Annotated in this window: 29 protein-coding genes, 3 pseudogenes and 1 riboswitch; of the genes and pseudogenes, 17 read left to right on the forward strand and 15 right to left on the reverse strand. The window is 38.1% G+C overall.

Going from position 1 to position 22,893, the window contains the following annotated elements; translation table 11 throughout:
- Positions 1-71 precede the first annotated feature (71 nt).
- Positions 72-1,511 (forward strand): plasmid pRiA4b ORF-3 family protein, encoded by a 1,440-nt coding sequence (locus ACOI1C_RS18945; RefSeq protein WP_422512148.1) that lies wholly within the window; start codon positions 72-74, stop codon positions 1,509-1,511.
- Positions 1,512-1,691: 180 nt separating this feature from the next.
- Here the strand turns inward: ACOI1C_RS18945 and ACOI1C_RS18950 are convergent, their stop codons facing one another.
- Entirely contained in the window at positions 1,692-2,519 is an 828-nt protein-coding gene (locus ACOI1C_RS18950; RefSeq protein ID WP_422512149.1) for an alpha/beta fold hydrolase, read from the reverse strand.
- A 179-nt stretch (positions 2,520-2,698) separates the two neighbouring features.
- On the opposite strand from ACOI1C_RS18950, the gene ACOI1C_RS18955 reads away from it, so the two are divergent.
- Entirely contained in the window at positions 2,699-3,304 is a 606-nt protein-coding gene (locus ACOI1C_RS18955; RefSeq protein WP_422512150.1) for a TetR/AcrR family transcriptional regulator, read from the forward strand.
- 132 nt (positions 3,305-3,436) lie between these two features.
- On the opposite strand, the gene ACOI1C_RS18960 is transcribed toward ACOI1C_RS18955, so the two are convergent.
- A complete protein-coding gene (locus tag ACOI1C_RS18960; protein ID WP_422512151.1) occupies positions 3,437-3,688 on the reverse strand; it encodes an alpha/beta fold hydrolase in 252 nt (83 codons plus the stop codon).
- Positions 3,689-3,798: 110 nt separating this feature from the next.
- Here ACOI1C_RS18960 and ACOI1C_RS18965 point away from each other — a divergent pair, with 110 nt between their 5' ends.
- From ACOI1C_RS18965 to ACOI1C_RS18985, 5 genes are all read left to right on the forward strand, one after another.
- On the forward strand, positions 3,799-4,638 hold the full coding sequence (locus ACOI1C_RS18965) for a glycerophosphodiester phosphodiesterase (RefSeq protein ID WP_422512152.1): 840 nt from the start codon (positions 3,799-3,801) through the stop codon (positions 4,636-4,638).
- Positions 4,639-4,832: 194 nt separating this feature from the next.
- A complete protein-coding gene (locus ACOI1C_RS18970; RefSeq protein ID WP_422512153.1) occupies positions 4,833-5,039 on the forward strand; it encodes a hypothetical protein in 207 nt (68 codons plus the stop codon).
- Entirely contained in the window at positions 5,036-5,257 is a 222-nt protein-coding gene (locus ACOI1C_RS18975; RefSeq protein WP_422512154.1) for a hypothetical protein, read from the forward strand. The genes ACOI1C_RS18970 and ACOI1C_RS18975 overlap by 4 nt, the downstream gene beginning before the upstream one ends.
- A 104-nt stretch (positions 5,258-5,361) precedes the next feature.
- On the forward strand, positions 5,362-5,742 hold the full coding sequence (locus ACOI1C_RS18980) for a hypothetical protein (RefSeq protein ID WP_422512155.1): 381 nt from the start codon (positions 5,362-5,364) through the stop codon (positions 5,740-5,742).
- A gap of 58 nt (positions 5,743-5,800) precedes the next feature.
- Positions 5,801-6,403 carry a hypothetical protein gene (locus ACOI1C_RS18985; protein WP_422512156.1) on the forward strand — a complete coding sequence of 201 codons (603 nt, stop codon included), beginning with the start codon at positions 5,801-5,803 and terminating at the stop codon, positions 6,401-6,403.
- Between the two features lie 147 nt (positions 6,404-6,550).
- On the opposite strand, the gene ACOI1C_RS18990 is transcribed toward ACOI1C_RS18985, so the two are convergent.
- The 5 genes from ACOI1C_RS18990 to ACOI1C_RS19010 all read right to left on the reverse strand — a co-directional run bounded on the left by ACOI1C_RS18990 (position 6,551) and on the right by ACOI1C_RS19010 (position 9,716).
- Entirely contained in the window at positions 6,551-7,537 is a 987-nt protein-coding gene (locus ACOI1C_RS18990; protein ID WP_422512157.1) for an NAD(P)-dependent alcohol dehydrogenase, read from the reverse strand.
- Position 7,538: 1 nt separating this feature from the next.
- On the reverse strand, positions 7,539-8,288 hold the full coding sequence (locus ACOI1C_RS18995; RefSeq protein ID WP_422512158.1) for a DUF4386 domain-containing protein: 750 nt from the start codon (positions 8,286-8,288) through the stop codon (positions 7,539-7,541).
- A 57-nt stretch (positions 8,289-8,345) separates the two neighbouring features.
- Entirely contained in the window at positions 8,346-8,570 is a 225-nt protein-coding gene (locus tag ACOI1C_RS19000; protein WP_422512159.1) for a helix-turn-helix transcriptional regulator, read from the reverse strand.
- A gap of 1 nt (position 8,571) precedes the next feature.
- Positions 8,572-9,018 (reverse strand): hypothetical protein, encoded by a 447-nt coding sequence (locus tag ACOI1C_RS19005; RefSeq protein ID WP_422512160.1) that lies wholly within the window; start codon positions 9,016-9,018, stop codon positions 8,572-8,574.
- A 95-nt stretch (positions 9,019-9,113) separates the two neighbouring features.
- The gene (locus ACOI1C_RS19010) at positions 9,114-9,716 is read right to left on the reverse strand and encodes an MBL fold metallo-hydrolase (RefSeq protein ID WP_422512180.1); all 603 of its coding nucleotides are present in this window, start codon (positions 9,714-9,716) and stop codon (positions 9,114-9,116) included.
- A gap of 263 nt (positions 9,717-9,979) precedes the next feature.
- Here ACOI1C_RS19010 and ACOI1C_RS19015 point away from each other — a divergent pair, with 263 nt between their 5' ends.
- The 5 genes from ACOI1C_RS19015 to ACOI1C_RS19035 all read left to right on the forward strand — a co-directional run bounded on the left by ACOI1C_RS19015 (position 9,980) and on the right by ACOI1C_RS19035 (position 12,578).
- Positions 9,980-10,201, forward strand: coding sequence for a hypothetical protein (locus ACOI1C_RS19015; protein WP_422512161.1), 222 nt, complete (start codon positions 9,980-9,982; stop codon positions 10,199-10,201).
- Between the two features lie 440 nt (positions 10,202-10,641).
- Positions 10,642-11,283, forward strand: a complete 642-nt coding sequence (locus ACOI1C_RS19020) for a VanZ family protein (RefSeq protein WP_422512162.1) — start codon at positions 10,642-10,644, stop codon at positions 11,281-11,283.
- 228 nt (positions 11,284-11,511) lie between these two features.
- Positions 11,512-11,844 (forward strand): PadR family transcriptional regulator, encoded by a 333-nt coding sequence (locus ACOI1C_RS19025; RefSeq protein ID WP_422512163.1) that lies wholly within the window; start codon positions 11,512-11,514, stop codon positions 11,842-11,844.
- A 58-nt stretch (positions 11,845-11,902) separates the two neighbouring features.
- Positions 11,903-12,049, forward strand: a complete 147-nt coding sequence (locus ACOI1C_RS19030; RefSeq protein WP_422512181.1) for a hypothetical protein — start codon at positions 11,903-11,905, stop codon at positions 12,047-12,049.
- Between the two features lie 13 nt (positions 12,050-12,062).
- Positions 12,063-12,578 carry a hypothetical protein gene (locus ACOI1C_RS19035; RefSeq protein WP_422512164.1) on the forward strand — a complete coding sequence of 172 codons (516 nt, stop codon included), beginning with the start codon at positions 12,063-12,065 and terminating at the stop codon, positions 12,576-12,578.
- Positions 12,579-13,466: 888 nt separating this feature from the next.
- Here the strand turns inward: ACOI1C_RS19035 and ACOI1C_RS19040 are convergent.
- Both ACOI1C_RS19040 and ACOI1C_RS19045 read right to left on the reverse strand, forming a co-directional pair.
- On the reverse strand, positions 13,467-13,739 hold the full coding sequence (locus ACOI1C_RS19040; RefSeq protein WP_422512165.1) for a hypothetical protein: 273 nt from the start codon (positions 13,737-13,739) through the stop codon (positions 13,467-13,469).
- Positions 13,740-14,144: 405 nt separating this feature from the next.
- Positions 14,145-14,348 (reverse strand): hypothetical protein, encoded by a 204-nt coding sequence (locus ACOI1C_RS19045; RefSeq protein ID WP_422512166.1) that lies wholly within the window; start codon positions 14,346-14,348, stop codon positions 14,145-14,147.
- A gap of 181 nt (positions 14,349-14,529) precedes the next feature.
- On the opposite strand from ACOI1C_RS19045, the pseudogene proA reads away from it, so the two are divergent.
- Both proA and ACOI1C_RS19055 read left to right on the forward strand, forming a co-directional pair.
- Positions 14,530-14,784 (forward strand): annotated as a pseudogene (gene proA, locus ACOI1C_RS19050) (gamma-glutamyl-phosphate reductase); the annotation flags it as partial.
- A 147-nt stretch (positions 14,785-14,931) separates the two neighbouring features.
- On the forward strand, positions 14,932-15,273 hold the full coding sequence (locus ACOI1C_RS19055) for a YppG family protein (RefSeq protein WP_422512167.1): 342 nt from the start codon (positions 14,932-14,934) through the stop codon (positions 15,271-15,273).
- Positions 15,274-15,449: 176 nt separating this feature from the next.
- Here the strand turns inward: ACOI1C_RS19055 and ACOI1C_RS19060 are convergent, their stop codons facing one another.
- The 3 genes from ACOI1C_RS19060 to ACOI1C_RS19070 all read right to left on the reverse strand — a co-directional run bounded on the left by ACOI1C_RS19060 (position 15,450) and on the right by ACOI1C_RS19070 (position 19,111).
- Positions 15,450-16,424 carry an ABC transporter permease gene (locus ACOI1C_RS19060; RefSeq protein ID WP_422512168.1) on the reverse strand — a complete coding sequence of 325 codons (975 nt, stop codon included), beginning with the start codon at positions 16,422-16,424 and terminating at the stop codon, positions 15,450-15,452.
- Position 16,425: 1 nt separating this feature from the next.
- Positions 16,426-17,931: a sugar ABC transporter ATP-binding protein gene (locus ACOI1C_RS19065; RefSeq protein ID WP_422512169.1), complete on the reverse strand. Its 1,506-nt coding sequence runs from the start codon at positions 17,929-17,931 to the stop codon at positions 16,426-16,428.
- 73 nt (positions 17,932-18,004) lie between these two features.
- A complete protein-coding gene (locus ACOI1C_RS19070) occupies positions 18,005-19,111 on the reverse strand; it encodes a sugar ABC transporter substrate-binding protein (protein WP_422512170.1) in 1,107 nt (368 codons plus the stop codon).
- Between the two features lie 119 nt (positions 19,112-19,230).
- Positions 19,231-19,344, reverse strand: a riboswitch (SAM riboswitch).
- A gap of 522 nt (positions 19,345-19,866) precedes the next feature.
- Between ACOI1C_RS19070 and ACOI1C_RS19075 the strand changes: the two are divergent.
- The 3 genes and pseudogenes from ACOI1C_RS19075 to ACOI1C_RS19085 all read left to right on the forward strand — a co-directional run.
- A pseudogene (locus tag ACOI1C_RS19075) lies at positions 19,867-20,166 on the forward strand (type II TA system antitoxin MqsA family protein); the annotation flags it as partial.
- Positions 20,152-20,802, forward strand: a complete 651-nt coding sequence (locus ACOI1C_RS19080) for a Panacea domain-containing protein (protein WP_422512182.1) — start codon at positions 20,152-20,154, stop codon at positions 20,800-20,802. The pseudogene ACOI1C_RS19075 and the gene ACOI1C_RS19080, both read left to right, overlap by 15 nt.
- A gap of 17 nt (positions 20,803-20,819) precedes the next feature.
- Positions 20,820-20,996, forward strand: a complete 177-nt coding sequence (locus ACOI1C_RS19085) for a hypothetical protein (RefSeq protein WP_422512171.1) — start codon at positions 20,820-20,822, stop codon at positions 20,994-20,996.
- Here the strand turns inward: ACOI1C_RS19085 and ACOI1C_RS19090 are convergent.
- The 3 genes and pseudogenes from ACOI1C_RS19090 to ACOI1C_RS19100 all read right to left on the reverse strand — a co-directional run bounded on the left by ACOI1C_RS19090 (position 20,988) and on the right by ACOI1C_RS19100 (position 22,805).
- A pseudogene (locus ACOI1C_RS19090) lies at positions 20,988-21,632 on the reverse strand (LysE family translocator). The gene ACOI1C_RS19085 and the pseudogene ACOI1C_RS19090 sit on opposite strands and share 9 nt — an antisense overlap.
- 4 nt (positions 21,633-21,636) lie before the next feature.
- Positions 21,637-22,188, reverse strand: a complete 552-nt coding sequence (locus tag ACOI1C_RS19095; RefSeq protein ID WP_422512172.1) for a cysteine hydrolase family protein — start codon at positions 22,186-22,188, stop codon at positions 21,637-21,639.
- 20 nt (positions 22,189-22,208) lie between these two features.
- Positions 22,209-22,805: a DJ-1/PfpI family protein gene (locus ACOI1C_RS19100; RefSeq protein ID WP_422512173.1), complete on the reverse strand. Its 597-nt coding sequence runs from the start codon at positions 22,803-22,805 to the stop codon at positions 22,209-22,211.
- Between the last annotated feature and the right edge of the window lie 88 nt (positions 22,806-22,893).

Here is a 22,893-nt window from a genome sequence, read left to right on the forward strand (position 1 = left end):
GTTATTTCTAATTTCGTCGCACATGGGGACAGGTTCATTTGTTATAATACCGTTTGAGAGGCGGAATTGAGATGAATAACAATAATAAGAATACGAAACAGATGTCTTTGGAAGATCTATGGGGTGATTTTGGAGCTTCGGAAAAGAAAAGTGAGATTGGAAAAGAAACGAAGTTAGTACACCCTATAGAATCTAGCTTTTTTCCAATCTCTCTTGTTAAGGATTTTGAGCGGTTTGTCGATTATATTCGAAGTCATAAAGTAGAGCTAACAAAAACGAATGAGTATATTTCAAGAAAGCACTTGATTGCTATTAATGATCAGCTATCTGTAAAGAATCAGGATGCAACACCCTATATGGATCAAGAGTATTACCCATACATACACTTTCTCTATTATATTGCCCTAGGCGGAAGGATATTGGAGAAAGTACCCGGTAAAGCGGGGAAATTACAATTAAAAGAATCGGAAAGAGCAGAGCAATTCAAGGAATTACTAGATATTGAGAAATATTTCTTTTTACTTGAAACTTTTTGGGTAGATGTGAATTGGGCAAGGATTCTCAATGAACGTACTAATACACGATTCTTCTCACTTCAGAAGGTACTCTACGTATTAAGCAAAAAGAAATCCGGATACTCTCTCCTGTTATATGATGACGAAAAGATGACAAGAGTGAATCAAGACTACCAGTTAGATAGTTGGAGCTATTTTCTGCTTTATTTTGAATGGTTAGGATTATGGGTGTGCGAGATTAATCAAGAACGTATTGCTTCGTATTGGTTAAAGAATCAATATTTTGCGAAATCAATTCAGTTAACAGAGTTTGGAGCAAAAGTTATCCCGGTTTTACTACTGAACCGGAATTTTGGACTATGGAATATTCCTCATAGACGAGAGAGTGGAGAGATTAATCCGATTCCTGGAGCTGAATTGGAAGATATGATGTTTGGAGAGATACCCCAGAAAATGGTCGATGCTATCTTTGAGATGATGGAGGAGGACCAAAGTTCCGAATCTTTTTTTCAGCCTTTTACTGGCCTTTTTCCAAATGAATCAATTCAAAGAACTCTGCCAAGGAAGAAGTGGATGTTTGTTGATGGTCACTATACCTTTAAGGTGTCTTTAACGAGTGGGATATGGCGAAAGGTTGTTTTATCCGGTCAACATACGATGAATCACTTACACAAAGTGATCATTGATTCATTTAATTTTGATAATGATCATCTTTATTCATTTTTTATGGATGGAATAAAGTGGTCGAATGACTGTATTGCTTGTGAATATGATAATTTTGGGCACCCTAATGCGTCTAAAATAAGAATTGGTGATATTGGATTAGAATCAGGTCAAAGGTTTTTGTATTTATTCGATTATGGTGATGAATGGACCTTTACTGTTGAAATGGAACATATTCGCGAGCTAGAATCAGTGCCATTTCAGCCTTATCTAAAGATTGGAAAAGGGAAAGCGCCTGTGCAGTATCGAGAAGATGATTTTGAAGATGAATAGCAGGGGGAGAAGACCATAGGGAAGACCATAGGGACAGGTACCTTGACCCACTGAGAGTTTAGAAACAAATTAATAGAGGTAACACCCACAAACCATGGAGTGGAGGGGGTGTTACCTTTTTGTTTTGACTGTGCTTTGTGAAACAGACACGAAAATGATTAGTCCATCATCCAGGATATCTTACGTATGGTTTAGATGTTGGGTAAGAATGGCAATGAATTCTTTATTAGCTTCCAAAGGTGTGAAATGACCTACGCCCGGAATAAGGTGATAAGACGCATGCGGCAACTCCTCATTTTTTAACTTTAGCCCATATTCTGGATGTATATAGGAATCGTGCTCCCCGAAAATAATGGTGATTGGCATGGAAAGAACTTCAGCTAGGCGTCCACGATACGTTTCGAGCTTCTCCATATCTCCTGAGCGATATAATTCTAGAATGATTTTGCCTTTACTAGGATTTGAAAACAACTGATAAAAATCCTCAACAATGGCTTGAGATACATTCGGAACGGATTTTTCCATAAAACCTTTAAATACTGGTTTGTTTTGCAGATAGGCAACCCATTGCTCCCCTCCGAAAGGAGAACGAATACTTAATGCATCTTTATGCCATAAATAATCAGGACTAAAGGTAGCATCTGAAATGATTAAGCTTTGCACACGCTCGGGGTGTATGCATGCCCACCTTGTTCCGATAAGGACCCCCCAGTCATGTGTGACAAGATGGAACTGTTCAATGGCGAGTTCTGCAGTGAAATCACTTATAAATTCCATATAACGCTCCCAAGTAGACGGTTCATCGAAGGATTCGCTTTGTCCAAAACCAGGAAGATCAGGGGCAATAGCTCTGTAGCCATCCTTCTGGAGTGCCATCATGGCTTCTTCCCAAAGCAATGAGGATTCAGGGAAACCATGTAAAAAGAGAACGGTTGGAGAATCCAACTTGCCAGAATCCAGATAGTACGTTTCTTTTCCTCGAACAGTAATGCCTTTTTTTTGCATCATGAACAGCTCCTCTTTATTTTTAATACCGACCGGTCTGTTTTAAAATAACATATTTAAAACCATTCTGCAATCTATTTTTTCATACTAAAATGACCAAGTCTATGTATTCTTGCTTGCTTTTCAAAAAGTAGTATACTATTTAAGACCAAATGGTACTTTTTCTGAGAGAAGGTTTTAACATGAATAAAGGACAGATAACCAAAGAACACATCATACGTGAGTCTGCTGGATTATTTAATACAAAGGGATACACCGGCACTTCCCTATCTGACATTATAGATCGTTGCGGTATTCGCAAAGGCGGAATATATAATCATTTTGAAAATAAAGATGAAATTGCCCTAGCAGCTTTTGACTATTCATTTTCGCTAATTCTCGCTTCTCTTTCCAAAGCACTAGAAATTGCCTCAAACTCAAAAGAGAGACTGCTGTCAATATGTGACGTTTATATAGATATTATTGAAGGGAACTCCTTAGAAGGAGGCTGTCCGATGTTAAATACAGCCATAGAAAGCGATGATGGACACCCACTCCTAAAAAAACGCGCTCAACATGCAATGAGAATATTCATGGAAAAGTTAACGGCAATCATTATTGAAGGAATCGAGAATAAAGAATTTAGAGAAGATATAGATCCTGAAGAGGTGTGTAGCTATATGATTGCTGTGATAGAAGGAGGCATAATGCTAAGTAAATTATTTGATGATAGCAAGTACATTCGACATTGCACAAATAATGTAATCCAATATATTGATGATCAGATGTTAAACACAGAAAGACCATAGGGACAGGTACCTTGACCCACTGAGTTTAGAAACAAATTAATAGAGGTAACACCCACAAACCATGGAATGGAGGGGGTGTTACCTTTTTGTTTTGACTGTGTTTTGTGAAACAGACACGAAAAAGATTAGTCCTTACGTATGGTTTAGATGTTGGGTAAGAATGGCAATGAATTCTTTAGTAGCTGCCAAAGGTGTGAAATGACCTACGCCCGGAATAAGGTGATAAGACGCATGCGGCAACTCCTCGTTTTTTAACTTTAGCCCATATTCTGGATGTATATAGGAATCGTGCTCGTTCTTTTTACCTATTAAATATCGAACTTTTGTAGGAGGGCATGCATATAGATGATTATAGGATGAATTTCTTGATGAAAATACTCGCAATTTGTTGCAGTAATCCCCCCTAAAGATGTGCGATCTCATTAAGAGTTATTCCAGAAAAAAGACAATCAAAACAGGCTATAGAACCATGAATCATATGTCAAATTGAGAGGATGGTTATTATTAGAACATTCCTTTTAATATTCCTGGCGCTCTCCTTATTTATTGTTTTGAGTGGTGTAACTTTTCAAGGTAAAAGTTATAAGGTTGACATCACTAAAAATACGTTGCTCATTGCTCATAGAGGGGCGTCGGCATTAGCGCCAGAAAATACGGTAGCGGCATTCGACAAGGCTATTACAATGAAAGCAGATTATATAGAAATTGACGTTCAAATGTCAAAGGATGGAGAGCTGGTCATCATTCATGATGTTACGGTAGACCGAACCACAAACGGTAAGGGGATGGTGAAGGATTTCACCTATGAAGAATTAGCAAAGCTCGATGCGGGAATTTGGTACAGTGAACGTTTTGCTGGAGAAAGAATACCAACACTTAGTATTGTATTAGATCGCTACGAAGGAAAAATTGGCATCTTAATCGAACTGAAAGAGCCCTCTCTCTATCCCGGAATCACGCAACAACTTGCAAGTGTACTAACTAAACGGGTCATAGTCAATTCCACAAATGCTCCTATTCTTGTTCAATCCTTTGATCATCAAGCAATTCAAGAGCTCCACACCCTTCTCCCCTCTATTCCTAAAGGAATTATTATAAGCGACACTACTGGCTTATCTAAAAAGAAAATACAAGAGATAGATGAATATGCCACGTTTGTATGCATTTATAAACATGCAGTAGACTTTCAGTTTATGAAATTAGCAAAACAAATGGACTGGCAAGTTTTTACCTGGACCGTTTCGTCTCGTGAAATGGTTATATATTTACAGCAATTAAACGTAGATGGTATAGTCACCGACCATCCTGGTACCGATTTTCAACGTATTTATTAGCTTACAGAGTTCTTAAAGACCATAGGAAGACCATAGGGACAGGTACCTTGACCCACTGAGTTTAGAAACAAATTAATAGAGGTAACACCCACAAACCATTTGAGGCAACCGCAACTGATATCGCGATTGTTAATAAAGGACAGCTCGTGATCCAGGCTGCTCCAAGCACATTAATAGCTGCGGCGGAGGGGAAAGTGTGGGAGTGGTTGATCGCGAATGATACATGGCTTAAAGTGCGCAATCAATTGTTAATTAGCAGCACCATTCAAAGTAGTGAAGGTGTGCGTTTGAGGGTTATTGCCGATATTCAGCCTTCAGCAGAAAGTCGCTTGGTGACACCGACATTGGAGGATGCCTATTTGTATTACATTTCCGCAAATAAGCAGGGAACAACGGTATGACATCGCTTCGTATACTTTACCATATGATGAAGGCTGATTATTTAGAAAGGGTTCGTAGATACAGCTTTTTGATTACAGTACTTCTATCGGTTTTTATTGTGTTTAAGTACATTCCTTCAAGTAGTGACAATTATTTAACTTTATCACTACACGATATACGTGGCATATATAACTCCGCTTGGATAGGCAGTGCGATTGCCGTATTAGCATGCTCTTAAGTCTACCTGCATTTTATCTCGCGAAAAATACAATTGAACGAGATGTGCAAACTGGAGTGGGACAAATAATTGCAACGACCCCGATCAGCAAGTGGATATACGCCATGGGCAAAATGTGGAGTAACTTTGTTCTCTTGATGTCGCTTGTTGCGGTTCTATTTGTATCTGCTCTTGCCATGCAACTGATTAGAGGGGAAGAGTATACGATTGATTTGGTGAAACTCTTGCTTCCGTTTATTTACTCCACCTTGCCGACTATGGCTCTAGTTGCTTCAATAGCGATCTTTTTTGAATCTGTACCATTGTTACGTAATGGAATAGGAAATTTTATTTATTTAATTTTATGGGGATCAGTGATTAAATTTTCGACGACAGCAATTCATTCTAGCCAGGATATGCTAGGACTTTCTCCGATCGTTAACAGACTGACGAGCGAAGCGAATGCGAGGTCTCCCAAAATGAGGGTGACCATGTTTCAGGTATAAGCCCGTTAAAGGGAGATTTACTAACATACGATTGGACGGTGTAGATTGGACTTTACTGATGTTTTTAGAACGTTATCTTTGGTTAGCTGTGGCAGTAGGGATTGTAGCAGTAGCTTCTGTTTTTTTTCATCGATTTGATCTAACACGGTCTGCCAAAATAAATAAAAAAGGTAAACCCAAAGAAATGGGTAACGCGGAACTGAATAGTAAGCCTGTACATAGGAATAACATTGAAATAAAGTTAACACCATTTTCAAATGGAAAAGGTCAATCTAATTATTTCAATACATTATCCATGGAACTGCGTCTTATGCTCAAAGGATTACGTTTATGGTGGTACGTAATCGCACTGGTCCTAATTCTACTAGGATTATTTTTGCCAATCGATAACGTAGTAAATTTTGTTTTACCCTTTACATGGATTTGGCCTATTCTCATTTGGTCGTCGATGGGGACGAATGAATCTAATTACCGTACCCATCAATTGATATTCACAGCCATTCATCCAGTTCGGAATCAATTTATCGTATTATGGCTGGCTGGAGTCATCTTTGAGTATTTGACAGGCAGTGGGGCTATGATTCATTTTCTCGTCGCAAGTGAGTGGGAAAGCTTAACGGCCATGGCGATTGGCGGATTGTTTATTCCAGGACAAGGGTAGGACAAGGGGACAGGCACCTCGTCCCAGATTTGAAGTGGGTCAATGAACCTGTCCCCCTGTCCCGGGACAGGCACCTCGTCCCAGATTTGAGGTGGGTCAATGAACCTGTCCCCCTGTCCCGGGACAGGCACCTCGTCCTGCTGCGTCTTAGGTTTTGTTAGAATGATTCAAAGTTATAACAACATTTCCTTTTTTGTGGCCTTGATCGACATAACGGTGTGCCTCGGCCAATTGCTCCAGCGGATAGCAGCGATCAATAACTGGTTTCAGCCGGCCAGTCTCAGTAAGCTCTTTGAGAAAAATTAGTTCTTCTTTGTTTGGAACTGCTGTTCCACCGATGACTTTCTTGTCTGTTGTTACCCGATCCCATAGCACTTTTACCTCTGATCCTACCATTCCAGTGTGAAGATAATAACCTTTGTTTTTCAGCGAACTTTTGCATTGTGATAGGGTAGTCTTACCTGCCGCATCAAAAATAATATCGTAGGTCTCGCCGTTTTTCGTAAAATTCTCTTGCGTGTAGTCAATGACCTTATCGGCTCCAAGAGATTTCACCATTTCAACATTCCCGGTACTGCATACTCCTGTAACTTCTGTCCCAAAGTACTTGGCAAGCTGTACCGCAAAAGTACCTACACTACCCGAAGCACCAATGATGAGAACCTTATTTCCCAGCTGGATGTTGCCTTTTTTGAGAAAATACAGTGCAGTATTTGCTCCAATAGAAAGAGTGGCCGCTTCTTCATAGGAAATATTGTTCGGTTTTTCTACCACCGCCCCTTCTTCGGAAAGACATTTATACTCGGCGTGAGCACCAAAGTTTACCTTGAAAGTTGATGCAAACACCTGGTCACCCGCCTTGAACCGCGTTACATCTTTGCCCACTTCTTCAACAACACCCGCAAGTTCCATTCCGAATATCGGGCTTCTTGGTTTTCTGAAACCTAAAGCAATTCGACCAAGGAGCCAGAAAAGGGGGGGAACTGTAAAGCTTCGCATTCTACAGTCCCCGACATTGACGGTTGTCGCAAGCACTTTTACCAAAATTTCATTGTCTTTGGGCATTGGTTTTTCGACTTCTTTGAGCTGTAGAACGTCTGGTGATCCGTATTTGGTTGCTACAATTGCTTTCATCTTAGAATCCCGCCTTTTTAGAAGGGTGTGTTACTACTAGCTCGTCGCGTTCGTTTTTGGAAGAAAAGGAAGCAAAGGCAGATTCATTAAATCCTTTCACAATGAGCCATACGGCTAAAATCATTTCATTTGCTGCTACTGGCAGCGCCAAAATAGCACCCCAAGCAGAAACCTGTTGAATGACACCAAACATGACTAACAAGGAACAAATAAAGACAAGAGTTGCTCCGGTCATACCCAAGATCGATATAAACCTGGGAACAAGCTTGGATTTATAAAAGATATAGCTGTACATCATTGTATTTATTCCTAACATGAAAAGGGGGCCAAGCATGAAAGTCCAGTCATGTACTGCTTTTAATACGATACTTGAAGCTTGAAAGGATGCGGCATCCGTGGCACCTGCTGCTACAAACTCCCGGCTTAAGGTCAATAGAGACAGCACACTAATAACACCAACAGTTATGATTATCGCTTCTAGAAACCTGAAGCAAACGTGCCAAAGAGCAATTGTTTCATTATACTTTCTTAAAATTGGGAACATTGTTGTTGCAGTGCCAATCACTGATACAACGAGAATTAACTCCATTAATGCTCCCAATATCACCTGGTTGGCGTGAATGGAACCTTTAATCAAGTAATCAGGACCGTTTAAGATAGGATCGTATAAAGTAAGACCTGCTACCGCCGTAACAAATGCAAGAATAAACAGTACTCCTACAATTTTTGCAGCTTTCTGGTTTGGATTCATTTCTTATCCCCCACTTTACATAAGTTTAAAAACAGTAAAGCATAACAGTCATCGTCCTTACATCATTTTGTTGTCCCCATAAAAGAAAACCTCTTCAAGCGGTAAGTTGAAGGCCAGTGCAAGACGAAAAGCTAGTTCCAGAGATGGGGAGTAGTTTCCCTTTTCTAAGGCCACGATCGTTTGTCTTGTTACGCCCACCTTGTCAGCCAACTGCTGTTGTGTCATTTCATCATGGTTGAATCGTAATTTTCGGATGTGATTGCCGACAAGTTTTTTGCTCATATTAGACTCCTCTCCGGTAGTGATAAAGTTTCGAAACGGAGCCGACCACATCAGAGATGAATCCGGAAGCGATCAGGATCATGAACATCACCTGTGACGGATGATCAAGGACGAGTGATCCCATGGCAAGAAGAAAGCCGAGGATAAACACAAAGAAAGAATTTCGGTAAGATTTCAAATCAATGAGCTTATCGAGTTCATCTGCAAAATTTGGTTCCTTTTCTTTGGTCGTAATTCTAAAAACGATGTTAAAAATAATGCTGACAATGATATGAGCAGATATTGAAATCAAAGTCAGAATGAGGACGAAGGAACCCCAAAAGTGAAAGGTTTCGGTCATCTCCAGTGACCCATGGGGATACTGCGGATACATGTACAAGCAATAAAATCCAAAAATGAGTATGGTGCTAATTAACGATACGATGCTCTTCTTTTCTTGATAGGTCACGGTTTACTCCTCCTGTACATTCCATTTTACACTTTGTAAAGTATTATATGCACAGTGTATTAAAAACTATACATAAAGTAAAGTTTATTTTACGCCTAAATATAAATTAGTTCACCATCTTTTGGAATGATCACAGAATCTAGCGCATGATGAGTTTCAAGGTATTGATACAGATCTTTTCGTGTTGACGTACAATGACTAATGGCATCCATATGAACGGCGGCTATAATTTTCGTCAAGGGAGATATATTCAGAATTTTAATAATATCTTTAGGTGTCATTGTAATAATAGTCCCCAATATCAACTGAGCCCTTGGGACATTAACTATGCAAATTCTGGGCTTATACTGCTTAATCACCGTACTGATTTGCTCCGTATAAATGCAATTCCCTACGATGTATAGTGAACCATCTTCTGGGGTGCTAAGAATATAACCAGACACTGGACCTAGCAGTATAGATACGATCCCTTTTGCGTGATGACCACTAATTCTTCTAAAATCGATTTCACCCCACTGAAAGGTTTCTTCTATAGAAAAGACGTTATGGAAGCCCCAAGATTCAATTTTCTTTTGATCGGCAGGTTGACAAAAAACGGGGATCCTTTTGTAAAGCACCTTTTTTGCCATTCTATCGAAGTGATCAAAATGCAAATGGGTTAAGAGTACGGCATCAATATTTTCAGCTAAGCACCATATGTAAGCTTGCTAAAGTACCGAGCTTTTTTTCATGAAGTTTCACTTGACCTTAATATATGGAGGGGAGCTTGATTCTCCCTGAAAATATTATAGTGGTGTTTAATCAAGCGTGGATTTGAAAATAAGTGCCAAAATAAGTGCCAGGCACCATCCAATAAAATGGAAGGTTTCTGGCACTATTTTTTTATTTTTTATATCATTTCCGGGCAAAACAACAGGTGTTTTATGGTAAAATAAATATAAATTGATTTGGTGGTGTGTCTATGAAGGTTGATGTGGAAAGAAAACGACTGCAAATAAAATATAGAGAATTGGTTCAAGAAAATGGAGATCGGAAACGTCGCAATTTAGATGTTTTTGTAATGGCTACTTTACTCTTTATTGTTCTTTTTCTTTTTGTATTTTTTAAAGAAATCTTTTTCAAACCATCTCCTATTCAACTAGATCCTGAATCAAGCATCATTAGTATAAAAAAAGTTGACTGAATATATTATTAAAAATCCTCAAGATTTGTCAGTTCTCTTCATAATGAAAAATAAAAAAATGAATGGATTGATTCAGGTGCAAATATGGTTTGATGAAAAACTAAGACAAGCCGATTTGAACTTACAAAGACATTTAGAGTACATTAAAAAGACTTCTTTTGGTCTTTTACCAACTTATTTAAAAGCATAAAAAAAATTGTGAGAACATAAAGTTTTTTACTAACGGGTGCTTTACTTCTATAAGGAGTAAGGCTTTTGCTTTAATATGTCACTCGATGAAGGAGTCCAAAATAAGGGACAGTGTCCAATATACCCTCACTATTTTTAAAAGTCTTAACAGGGAAATTATATAAAATTTGGTATGGGCGGTTGGACAACTAAGGTAGAGAATTTTGAATTCTGGCTCCTTGGCACACTGAATAGTTAGGAAAGAAGTGAATATGCAATTGTACTTAATTAATGGCAGCACAATTATTTTTTTTGGGGTAATAAGTTATATTCTTGGACGTGGGATTAGTCTAGCTATCAATTTTAGTAGGAACAGTCCATTATCTTGGTTCAAAGAGACTGTAAGATTCCTCTTCATTTCTTACATACTTATGGTTGTTTCAGTGACCTTATTTCCGTTAGCATTATGGATTGATTTTAATGTAGAAAGTATAAAAAGGGGCTTAAATCTTATTCCGATTGTATCTATTGTAAAAGATATTAAACTAATAGGCATAGCTTATGATGGCGATGTGGCATTCATGATTGGACTAATCCTTAGAAATGTAGGAGGTAACATCTTACTATTAATGCCTCTGGGTGTATTAGCACCCCTGTTATCCGATAAGTTTATAGGTATAAAAAATACTTTGCTATTGGGTCTTTTAACGTCAATCAGTATTGAAACTATCCAGTTCTTAGAACTACTAGCAGGAGGAAGGGTCCGAACGGTTGACGTTGATGATGTAATTTGTAATGTGATAGGTACGTGTATAGGCTACCTAATTTATAATGTTACTCAAATAGTAGGTTATAAATATCAGCTTAAAGACTTACGGATAAAATCAAAGGAAATGTTTATACGAAGAGGATAATTTACTTTCGAAAAGCAGTTTAAGCACTTATCTCGTGCGAAGCTGCTTTTTTTCATTTCGTTTTCAATGAAGAATCAACTTATGAGCTTCGGCATCTGGGTAAAATTTTGAAAAACAGGAAGAGTTCTCTTGAATACTATATCACAACGTGATACAGTCGAGTTAAGATATATCTATTTGTGACATAACATATTCACATAAATCAATACAGAAAGAGGTGGTCTTGTATTGGACATTGAAAAAGTGCTGAAAAAGTACGTGCCTATGACAGAAACAGCCTTTTATATACTTCTTTCCTTATCAGAACCGCGGCATGGGTATGGGATTGTTAAGCATGTTGAGGAGATTTCAGGAACACGAATTAAATTAGGATCGGGAACTGTCTACGGCACGCTAACTAAAATGCAAAAGGATGGAATAATCTCTGTATTTGCTGATGAAGAAAGAAAAACTGTATACGAGGTTACGGATATTGGGAAGAAATTAATCACTGCCGAGATCAACAGACTTAAAGAGTTACACCAAAATGCAATAAAATACGAGGTGAATTTTTATGATTAAAGTATTTCGGCCTTTTTGGAGCTACGATGTAATGAAGACAGAAGGCTGGCTTGCCGAGATGGCTAGCAAAGGATACTATTTTGTAAAATTAAATCGGTGGACCCGTTGCTTTTTCTTTCGAGAGGGCGAGCCCAAAACGATAACGTACCGACTAGTTTACGATAAAAGGGTAGGAGATTTTTTGTCCAGGTCGTTAGTTAGATGAAGGTTGGAGCAAGGTGTATCAAAGAGGGAACTGGCATGTCATCATGATTGAAAAATCACATGAACAAATCAAAACCTCTTCTGTTCGTGAAGGCATAATTAAACGTAATCGGCTAATCATCCATATATTCATAGGTACGATCATTTATCTATCATTTATGGCTGTTAATATGTTGGCTTTGATTATCCCTACTCAGTTTCTAGATGTACTCGTGACAGTTGTTGAGAGTCCTTTGTGGATTTTGACCTACACAGTTTTGGGTATGTCCATCGCGCTCTATTTACTAGCAATCTATTCGATTGGTAAATTGTATAAAACGAAGAAGAAGCTGATTAATGAAAAACAAACCAAGCCTCAATCTGGTAATCAGAAGGAAGAAAAACTAAGGAAGCAACAGGAAAAGGACTTAAAGCGTTCAGGCAAATTAGTTGTAAAAAGAAAATTTGGATGGATGTATGCTCCAGATAAGCTGGAAGAGTGGCTTGAAAAAATGGAGCAAAAAGGGTTTAATCTTCATCGAGTCAGTTAAATAGGGACTGTTTTCTACTTTACTCTTGGCAACCCCCTGAAAGTAAGTTATGCCGCAGATTATCAAAACATCTCGGATGAAGGCTATTTTGAAATACACAGAGAGGCAGGCTTGAAAAGTGTTTTTATCTCCAGGGGCTCATTCCAAAAATGGACATTATGGAGTCAGGTATATACCGAAGGGACGGATAAACCACTTCTTTTCGGTGACAAGATGTTTCACCTAAAACAAGCTAGGCGGGTAGCGCTGGCTTATACGCTTATGTTTCTTCCTATAGTAATGATGAATGGCTTTTATATAGGGACATCAATAGATTATATGTTTAATCATCCAACGAGATTCAATATTACTAACTTTTTAATGTTTGTATTTTTCATAATAATTTTTGTTTCATTTATAACAAGAACTTGGATGTATTATATGCGATTGAAAAGGCTGTAAAGACATTGGAAGGTTAAGGAAGTGGGACACTGTACCTGTCCCCTCTACCCTTTGCCTTAAAATCTCTTCCCTAACTTCATTTTTGCATAATTGTATAAAGAGCCAATCTTCTTATTCCTGATCCCTTCAATATTTAAGATTAATAAGAAATAGACTAGTAATTCTATTAATGCATAACCCACTATAAATAAGATCGCTGCCACCAACATTTAGCCAATTCAGCTCCTCTAGACTTCATTAGTTACTCAGACTTACACTATAATATGCGTTCTTACACAAGCTAGACCGTATTAGGAATTGTATAGGGATGCTTCTTTTTTATGAACAGTGGTACCTTTTCCCAACTGTTAATCATATAGATAAAAAAATAGTGCCAGGCAAAATCCAATTAAATGGAGGTGTCTGGCACTTCAATCCCCTAAGAAAGGAGATACAGAGTAAGAAAACTTACGGCTTCAATCCAAAGAGAGCCGAAATTAGATATCCAAAGAACATCAATAAGAAGAAACTAGCTGTCATAACTGAATTCGATATTATTCCAAAGTGACTTTTTGCAAGATAACCGAAGAAGATTCCTAATGGATTAACGATAAATGTTAGTAACCAAAAACTTTCTGATTGATTGAATACAAGATTAGGAATCCAAACTATAATTCCTATCACAAAACAAGTAATTGATAAAATAGTCCATCTCCGTGAGGCTGGATTCTTGAGATTCAATTATATCGCTCCTTAAAAGATGAATTTTACTATTACCTACCTATTAATGCACGGTTGAATATTAAAATATGCCATAACTGCTAGAGCCTTAACTCTTACTCCCCATGTCATAAATGGTAAACCAAATGTAATATTTCTTATTAGAACATCATCACAACTACATGTGAAATAGCCTTTAGAACCATAACATTTATCATGCATCATACATGCGGCATCTAATACATCTACTGCTTTTCCTCCGCCGTGACCTGGACCACACCAATTACCATGAACAGGAAGACCTAAAGCCTGTATATCAGAATTATTATTATCTACTAATCTATCAGCATTATAAGCTGATATAGTGTTTAACTCTCTACCAATTTCTAATATTGAAATAGATGCACCTTTCTTTAATGCCTTTTTCTAATTAAATGACACTTTGTTTTCATCATCATACACTAAATATTTTTCTAACTCTTTTAGAACAGCTTGGGCTTCTTCTTCTGTGTCTATACTATTAATATCAAATTTGTCTTCTTTTTTTGCAGAGTTTGATGCTGCTACAGCTTCTGTAGAAAAGCTACTTGAAACACCTACAAAGAATAGTACTATGGATAAAAATAACAATACAACCTTTTTTATTCATAATTTATCCTTTTATTTACAAGATAGTTATATATTAACATGAAACTTGATTTAATGACACAAAATTTAGATTATTTTTACATTAATAAAAATTTTTGTAGGACGAGGGGACAGGCACCTCGTCCCAGATTTGAGGTGGGACAATGAACCTGTCCCCTCGTCCCTAGATCAGTATGGTACAAAGCATTCTGAAGCGACTATTACGGAAAACAAAGAAACCGCACGTTATTTTATGAGTTTAGTAGATGCGTCTGCTCTTTATCATAACGCCTCAACACGTTTTACCGACGGAGGAGCACTCGGATACGGTGCTGAAATTGGAATCTCCACCCAAAAGCTTCACGCCAGAGGACCAATGGGCTTACCTGCACTAACAACGATTAAATTTTTAATGACAGGTGACGGGCAAATACGATAGGTAAGAAGAAACCTCATCCATTGGGTGAGGTTTTTTTGTGTTTTATGGTTGACCAGTTTTCAATTTGTCACGTAGATGGTCGCTTTGTCCATTCCAAAACCTCCGAAACACATATTATGTAGAAATACGTAAAAAGGAGGAAAATGAATGTTCCCGCAGCAAAGAGCGAATCCATTTTTATCTAGATATCCGGAAAATCCAATAGGGCGAAGGCAACTATTTGGAGCACGAGCAAACACGCCTTTTGGACCACCAGGAAGGTCTCCATTTGGAGCAAGGGCACCTCTTGGACTATCAAGAAGGGGCCCAACATTACAAAATCAACCTAAACCTGTTGGGCAAAATAAGGGGGACTTAATGTCCTATTTCAGAAAATCAGATGGAAAGATTGATTTTGGAAAAATAACCTCAACGGCATCTCAAATGAGAGGAATGTATACCCAAGTTTCAGGTATTGCTCCAATGATCACAAAGTTTTTCGGAAGATAATTGACTTTGTCTAAAATTAATTTAGCAGTCGATCAAGGAAGGTGCTTGTTGCACTAGATTCCAAAGAAAGAGGTAACACACATCCAAAGAATGGAGGGGTGTTACCTCTTTGTGTAAAACATCTGTAAAAAAGGTGCAGGTACCTATAAGTGTAGTATCTGGATGGGTTCTGGCACCTATCTCAACTTATAATACGTAATCCCCAACGCCAACGCTAAAACTCCCCCCTTAACAATGTCCATTGCATAATAAGGGACAGACATCATCACAAGACCGTTTTGAAGGACTCCAATGAGGACGGCGCCTACGAAGGTTCCGAATGCGTTTGGCTTACCTGCGCCTAATACGGAGTATCCGATGAAGGCGGCAGCAACAGAATCCATTAAGTAGGGAGATCCTGCATTGATTTCTGCTGTCATGACCCGTGATGCTAATACAATTCCACCAATGGATGCAAAGAAGGCAGACATAAGATAGGCAACTACTTTGTATCTGTTAACTGGAATTCCTGAAAGCTTGGCTGCTTCAGCATTTCCCCCAATGACATACATGTACCTACCGTGCTTTGTGTACGTTAGAAAAACGTGTACGAAGAGAACGACTATAATCATGATTATGATAATCCAAGGAACCTGGCCGATTTTCCCAAAGAGTGGAGAGATGAGACCCTCAGCAAAGCTTCCATCAGGCATAACCATGTTTTGCGAAATGGTTGCACCTCTTGTGTAGGTAAGGGCAATTCCTTGAATAATAAACATCATCGCAAGTGTGAGGAGCATATCGGGAATCTTCACTTTTACGATCAGTATGGAATTTAACGCTCCAACTAATAAGGCTGCAGCAATGGCTGCCATAATCGCGATGAATGTATTTTGTGAGAACCATACAAACATGGAAATAACAATGGCGTTTGATAAGGAGGCAACGGATCCCACAGATAAATCAAATCCATTAACAGAAAGCGAAATCGTGATGCCAATTGCGATAATAGTGACGATAGAGATGGATCGTAAAATATTGATGATGTTGTTTCCTTGTATAAAAGAGGGGTTGGCCACTGCGAATACCACAATCAACACAATGATCGTTAAGATGGTTCCGTATTTATATAAAAAATTGAAGATGGAGTTCGAGTTTATTGATGCGCCCATGCTACTGGCCTCCTGCTGAGTAGTATAATATTTCTTCTTCGTTCGTCTCTGATGTCGCTAGCTCACGTGCAATTTGTCCGTCATATAACACATACATACGATTGGTGATGCCCATGATTTCTGATGTTTCAGAGGATGCATAAAGGATTGCCTTTCCTCGATCTGCTAAGGCAACAATTAACTCAAAGATATCCTTTTTCGCCCCAACATCCACACCTTTTGTTGGCTCGTCAAAGATGTACACATCAGCTTCCGTGATCAACCATTTTCCAATCGCAATTTTTTGCTGATTTCCACCAGAGAGATTTTGGACGAGTGTATCTGCGGAGGGTGTTTTAATTCCAAGGCTGTTAATGAGTTCAACGGCTTCCTTCTGTTCTGATTTCCTGTCTAAAAAACCAAACGCTTTGGTGAACTTCCCTAAATTCGCAGCTGTTAAGTTTGTAGCAACAGTCTCGGTAACTAGTATTCCCTCTTTTCTTCTTTCCTCAGGAACGAGTGCCAGTCCATTCCTCACTGCTTCATACGGGCTCTTAAGTTTTACCTTTTTCCCTTTCAAAACGATGTCCCCAGCTGTAACGTTCGAGAGGCCAAAAAGAGTTTTACAGAGTTCAGTTTTTCCTGCTCCAACAAGTCCTGCAATCCCGACAATTTCTCCTTGAGCAGCCGTGATGGAAATATTTCTAAGCTTAGAAGATTCATAGAGATTGTTCACTTCCAACACCGTTTGACCAATATTAAAGCTAATTGGAGGAAACTGCTCCTCTAGCTTTTTTCCAAGCATTTGTTCAACAACTTTATTTTGAGAGGTAGCGGATGTTAATTCTTTTGAAACAAACTCTCCGTTCCTCATCACGGTGATCTCATCGCAGATGTCAAAAATTTCGGGTAGCCGGTGAGAGATGAAAATAATGCCTACGTTTCTATTCTTTAAGTCTTTCACAATCCGGAAAAGCTCTTTAGTTTCTGTTTGGCTTAAAGGGGCAGTTGGTTCATCAAGTATTAGAAACTTACAATCTGTTGCTATAGACTTTGCGATTAACACCATTTGTTTCTCAGCAAGGGTTAGTTCACTAACTAATTTCTTAGAAGATAGGTTGATATTCAATCTTTTTAAAACATTGATTGCTTCTGTATGAAGTTCCTTCCAGTTAATGAACTGCTTACGCTTACTCTCATTTACCGTTTTTCCTAGCATAATGTTTTCTCCAACTGATAGATACGAAATTAATGCGGTATCGACTTCTTGATACACAGTTTGAATTCCATACTCTTGGGCATGTTTAGGGGTACGAATGGGAAGTAGGTTTCCATCAAGAGTAATTTCGCCACTGTAGTGACTGTATGCCCCAGATAAAACCTTCATGAGAGTAGATTTTCCAGCGCCATTGGCCCCAATTAAGGCATGTACTTTGCCTGTCTCTGTTACAAAATCCACATTGTTTAATGCCTTCACACCTGGAAACTCAATGGAGATGTTGTTCATTCGAAGTACTGTAGCCGTCATTATTTTTTCCTCCCTTCATAAAAGTAGACACTCTCTTTACTAGGTAAAGAGAGTGTCCCGATACGGGTAAACGCTATTTTTTATAGTGATCCTTTAATACCTTCATCCACTCTTCTTCAAAAGCAGTAGAAGTTCCCCAGCCTTCAACGATGTCAGCAAGGTTGACCATGTTAACGGCCCCATCTGATTTACGTAAATCTTCTTGGGAAATTAATGATGCTTCTAAATCATATGTTGGGGGCGTTTCTTCACCAGCAAGTTTCTTCGCTAGTAATCTCAAATTGACAGCACCAATTAGTTTGGGATCTACTGCTGCTGTGTATTTCCATGGACTTGGGTTCGCTTGAATTTCTTGAAGATCTGCATTCGAAACATCAATTCCATAGATTTTAATCTCGTCACGACCTGCTTCTTGAATCGCACGTGTTGCCCCAATCGCAAAGGCATCCCATGAGGCAAAAATCGCATCAATTTCACCCTTTGGATGCTTGTTTAGCATAGCAGCTACTGCATTTTGAGTTTGGACAGATGTATCAGCAGCCGCCACACCGAAACGCTCAACTTCTTTGATTCCAGGGTTACTCTTTAGCGTATCTTGGTAAACAGCGTTACGTCTGACCATTGGAGGGAATCCATCAACCCATAAGTACACGATATTGGCTTCTCCATTATGTTCCTTCACCAATTGATCAAGTGCTAATTTGGCTAACTCTTCATCATTTTGAGAAGTCAACGTCACCCCTTCAACCGTTGCAATGTCAGGGTTCGAGTCAAAAGTTACCACACTCTTTCCAGCTTCAGTCAGCTTTTTAACTCCATCAACCGTCGCGGCATCATCACCGTGTGAAATAATAAACCCATCATAATCCTGTGTTAAAGCTTGCTCAATCGCATCGTGGAACTTAGCTGAATCCCCGTTAGCCGTGAACACATCCACTTCAAAGCCTAATGCTTCTCCCTCTTCCTTCGCTCCAGCTAAAAATTGAGCCGTATGGTCATCTCCACCAATTTTGCGGATCACCTTAATTTTCGCCCCTTCACCATTTGCAAATCGTTCTGGTACATTTTCAAAGGATACTTTTTCATTTGTACTTGCCTTTTCACCTGACGAACATCCTGTTAAAAGTATTGATAATGCTAGTGCTGAAGTGAAAGCTGTTTTAATGATTGAATTTCTCATGTTGATTGTCTCCCTTTAATTTCTGATTTTGTGGTTACTAGATTAGGAGAGGATTCACGCGTTTAAACGTAAAAAAACCTCTCAAAGAGAGGTTTCATCGCAATATATCGGATGTTCCTCTCTTATCTGTCAAAACAAATAAATGTTTTGCAGGATTTAGCACCAATTCCATAATGAAATGGAACGGTTGCCGGGCATCATAGGGCCAGTCCCTCCGCCTCTCTAGATAAGAGATTACGTATTTAATTATTAAGAAAATTTATATTCCTTACTTTAATGGGTTGTGGGGTGGATGTCAATATAAAAATAATAACATGTAAGAATGATTCGTTCTTGTAAGATGAGAGTATACGGTATCAAATAATACCGAATATGAACTAACCTAAAAAAACGCTCACATAAAACAAAAATGGGAACATAAGCGCAAAAAATATATGAAAAATAGAATGAAGATTAAAAAGGCGTAAAAGGACGATGGTAATGATGTGTGGGTTTTTAAGAGGAAGATAAATAATTTTGACGCATACATAAAGTTAAAGACGGATAAACGTGGTTGTGTCTGTATTTCTTTTCATAGAGACTGGGGATAAAATCATATCACTGAGGGGTGGTTAAATTTGGTAATTTAGGTTAAAGAAGAAAATTCTAATATAAAATAGTAAGAAGGATAGATATCCTAATGTCTAAGAACATTTGGTGTGAAATGTGCCAGGAGGAGGTGCAGTCATACAACATAATTCAAAAAAAATGAGTTATATGCCTATAAAGGAGAGTCCATTGAAGTAAATGCAAGTGTAGCCATTTGTCCTCATTGTGAATCGGAATTACCTGATGAACAACTTGATGGAGCTATTATGCATAAAGTTCAAAGGATATATATGGAACGGATGGGAATATCCTTTGAAGAGATTAAAACGATCAGAACTGAGTTAGGTCTTTCTATGGATCTATTTGCAGAAATACTTGGTTGGAGTAAAGCGACCATTGTGAGATATGAAGTTGGAAAGGTACCGTCATCTTCTCACATTACTATTTTAAAAATACTAAAAGATAATCCGGAAGAGCTAGGAAATTACTATCTTCAGAGTAATCATAAGTTTTCTAAAAAAGAACAACAAAAAATTGAAAGGGCCTTTCAAGATTTTGATTTTGAGGTTTTCCAACGAAACTTAATTGATACTCTTAAAAGATATTACCATGAGTATGAGAAAACAATTGAAGCAGGATTTAATACATTTTCAATGGATAAAGTCATTCAGATGATTCTATTCTTCACGCAGGATGGTCTTAATAAGACTGTTTTGTTAAAACATTTATTTTATGCAGACTTTTTGAACTTTAAAAGATCCCTTCTATCAATAAGTGGATTAACCTATATAAAATATAAACATGGTCCTGTACCAATGAAATATAACTTGTTACTTGATACTTTACAAGAAACTGGACACATTGAGATTGAAGAAGAATACTTTGAAGAATATACTCGAACAACTATTAAGTCAAAAAAGGAATTTGATTCAAATTTTTTTGAGTTACATGAGTTGAATGTTCTAAATGAAGTTCAAGAATTTTTTGATGGTTATGGTTCTAAAAGGATAAGTGATTTTTCCCATGATGAGGATGGTTGGAATCATACAGAGGTAAATAAGATTATCCCTTATGATTTTGCTGAAAATCTTAAACTAGACTAAGCATAAACAATTCGAATATGATAATTCTCAAATTAATAGGTAAAACAGCTTCTGCATTTATTGCGCGCGAAGCTGTTTTTGATGCAGTTTACCCTAATGTGAAGGATCATCATAAAGAACAGAAAATAAGTGCCACGTACCAACCAATCAATGGAAGCTGGCTGGCACTCCTATTTTTAGTCTATTTAAGATAGAAAAGAAAGTAAATCAATCTGTAAATTCGAGGACATCGTTGAAAATCCGATCCAAACCCCATAGCCGATTAAAATAATACCTGATGTACTAGATATGAATCTAAGACTGGAAGGCTTGACGTAGGATTTCCCCAATGCTGACATGATGGCTAGAGTAATGTTCGAAATTGAGATTCCTAGAAATATATATACGACTAACCATAACGGAGAAGTGAAGGTAGTCGTTTTTACGGATAGCAATGAACCATAAATTCCTGTCCAGAATACGAGATTCAAAGGATTAGCTATGGCAAGAAAAAAACCAGTAGTAAAGGATTTCTTTTCTTTTACATTGGAAGGTGTGTGGTGATCTAGATTCGTCTTTTTATTTTCTTGTGCTCTGAATGCCGATATAAATTAACATCATTGAACCAAAAAATCCTAGAATAATCTGTGCAGTATTGAAGTGAAAAAGTGTCCTAAACCTAAATAGATGATACATATAATAACGAAATCAGCAGTCGTAGCCCCTATTCCAACTAGCCAGGAAGGAACGAAACCTTTCGTCACTCCCTGCTTAATCAGTTCTAAATTAACTGGTCCAATGGAAATGGCTAATGTAATACCAAGAAATACGTGTTGAACTAATAATTCCAAATCATTAACCTTCTAGCAATTCTAGAACACCCAACGTATCAATGACTGTTGCAAATTCATCGCTTAAACTGACGAGAGCCAAAGTGTGTATTTCTTCCGCACTGTAGAGCTTTCCGTCAAAACTCACTCGTTCAAAAGTAGCGGTAGCATCCGATACAATGTATGGAGTGAAGCCAAGGTTTTTGCCCATTCTTGTTGTTGTGGAAACACAATGGTCGGTTGTTAAGACTACAATCACTAGGGTTTCAATATTGGCTTCCCTTAAATGATTTTCAAGATTTGTACCGATAAAAGAGCTGTTTACATTTTTGATCATCACAGGTTCTCCTGGTAGAGGGGCTACGATTTCTTTTATATCGCGTCCAGGATGATGAGGCAGGGCGGGATTACTAATGTGTTGAATGTGAACGATTGGGCGATTTGTTTCTCTCCACACGTGTAATAAAGTTGCCATGTTTTCTTCCGCGTTTAGATTATTTCTGTTCCCTAGTTCCGGATTATCAAAATGATTTTGAACATCGATCAATATTAAAGCTGTGTTAGTTGATAGTTTCATATAAATTCCTCCTAGTGTCATTAAATTGTTGGGTTAAATCCCATTAATCTTCTTACTTCGTTTGCATTATCTCTGGAAGTCATTAATTCAAGAAGTGTAAAAGCTACATCAAATGCGGTTGAGGGATTGTAGGAAGTAATAATATTATTATCGATTACGATCGGTTGATCTGGGATCACGTTGGCTCCCATTTCTGCTAATTGTCGCTGTCGCTTGCGATCATTTAAATTATAGGTCGTTGCATTTCTGTCTTGTAGTACGCCACTCTTTCCAATCACTAATGCGGCGACACAAATGGAGGCAATGGGTTTCCTTTGTTTATCGAATTCACGAATGAAGTCAAGCACCTCAGTTCGAAAAGCATTCTCGTAAAACCCAGCAAACTCAAACCCACCTGGTATAGCTAAAGCATCAAACTCATCGGCGGTTACCTCTGAGAGTACCCGTTCAGGAAGGATAGTAAAATTCCAAGTGCATTTTAGTTCTTTGTGAGTTCCAACTGTAATGAGTTCAGTGGAACCATCGCCTTCTTCTTGGTTCCATCCAAACACATCTGTAAACACGCTTGCCTCAACTGCTTCAAATCCATTTGGTAAAAGTAAACAAACTTTTTTCATATTTTTAATCAGCTCCTTACTAGAATTGTATGTTAAAATTAAACATTAGTAAAATTGAAATAACTAAATATGATGTTCAGAATTTCTG

The sequence above is a fragment of the Bacillus sp. DJP31 genome, from assembly GCF_049310945.1.
In the GTDB taxonomy this organism is placed as follows: Bacteria; Bacillota; Bacilli; order Bacillales; family SA4; genus Bacillus_BS.

What these genes read in the sequence shown, in the direction of transcription:
- ACOI1C_RS18990 (WP_422512157.1), bottom strand. Translation starts at nt 7,537, where the DNA reads ATGAAAGCAATTGTAGCAACCAAATACGGATCACCAGACGTTCTACAG.
- ACOI1C_RS19100 (WP_422512173.1), bottom strand. Translation starts at nt 22,805, where the DNA reads ATGAAAAAAGTTTGTTTACTTTTACCAAATGGATTTGAAGCAGTTGAG.
- ACOI1C_RS19065 (WP_422512169.1), bottom strand. Translation starts at nt 17,931, where the DNA reads ATGACGGCTACAGTACTTCGAATGAACAACATCTCCATTGAGTTTCCA.
- ACOI1C_RS18950 (WP_422512149.1), bottom strand. Translation starts at nt 2,519, where the DNA reads ATGATGCAAAAAAAAGGCATTACTGTTCGAGGAAAAGAAACGTACTAT.
- ACOI1C_RS19055 (WP_422512167.1), top strand. Translation starts at nt 14,932, where the DNA reads ATGTTCCCGCAGCAAAGAGCGAATCCATTTTTATCTAGATATCCGGAA.
- ACOI1C_RS19095 (WP_422512172.1), bottom strand. Translation starts at nt 22,188, where the DNA reads ATGAAACTATCAACTAACACAGCTTTAATATTGATCGATGTTCAAAAT.
- ACOI1C_RS18965 (WP_422512152.1), top strand. Translation starts at nt 3,799, where the DNA reads ATGGTTATTATTAGAACATTCCTTTTAATATTCCTGGCGCTCTCCTTA.
- ACOI1C_RS18985 (WP_422512156.1), top strand. Translation starts at nt 5,801, where the DNA reads ATGTTTTTAGAACGTTATCTTTGGTTAGCTGTGGCAGTAGGGATTGTA.
- ACOI1C_RS18955 (WP_422512150.1), top strand. Translation starts at nt 2,699, where the DNA reads ATGAATAAAGGACAGATAACCAAAGAACACATCATACGTGAGTCTGCT.
- ACOI1C_RS18945 (WP_422512148.1), top strand. Translation starts at nt 72, where the DNA reads ATGAATAACAATAATAAGAATACGAAACAGATGTCTTTGGAAGATCTA.
- ACOI1C_RS19015 (WP_422512161.1), top strand. Translation starts at nt 9,980, where the DNA reads ATGAAGGTTGATGTGGAAAGAAAACGACTGCAAATAAAATATAGAGAA.
- ACOI1C_RS18995 (WP_422512158.1), bottom strand. Translation starts at nt 8,288, where the DNA reads ATGAATCCAAACCAGAAAGCTGCAAAAATTGTAGGAGTACTGTTTATT.
- ACOI1C_RS19060 (WP_422512168.1), bottom strand. Translation starts at nt 16,424, where the DNA reads ATGGGCGCATCAATAAACTCGAACTCCATCTTCAATTTTTTATATAAA.
- ACOI1C_RS18975 (WP_422512154.1), top strand. Translation starts at nt 5,036, where the DNA reads ATGACATCGCTTCGTATACTTTACCATATGATGAAGGCTGATTATTTA.
- ACOI1C_RS18980 (WP_422512155.1), top strand. Translation starts at nt 5,362, where the DNA reads ATGGGCAAAATGTGGAGTAACTTTGTTCTCTTGATGTCGCTTGTTGCG.
- ACOI1C_RS19070 (WP_422512170.1), bottom strand. Translation starts at nt 19,111, where the DNA reads ATGAGAAATTCAATCATTAAAACAGCTTTCACTTCAGCACTAGCATTA.
- ACOI1C_RS19085 (WP_422512171.1), top strand. Translation starts at nt 20,820, where the DNA reads ATGATAATTCTCAAATTAATAGGTAAAACAGCTTCTGCATTTATTGCG.
- ACOI1C_RS19020 (WP_422512162.1), top strand. Translation starts at nt 10,642, where the DNA reads ATGCAATTGTACTTAATTAATGGCAGCACAATTATTTTTTTTGGGGTA.
- ACOI1C_RS19030 (WP_422512181.1), top strand. Translation starts at nt 11,903, where the DNA reads ATGGCTAGCAAAGGATACTATTTTGTAAAATTAAATCGGTGGACCCGT.
- ACOI1C_RS19000 (WP_422512159.1), bottom strand. Translation starts at nt 8,570, where the DNA reads ATGAGCAAAAAACTTGTCGGCAATCACATCCGAAAATTACGATTCAAC.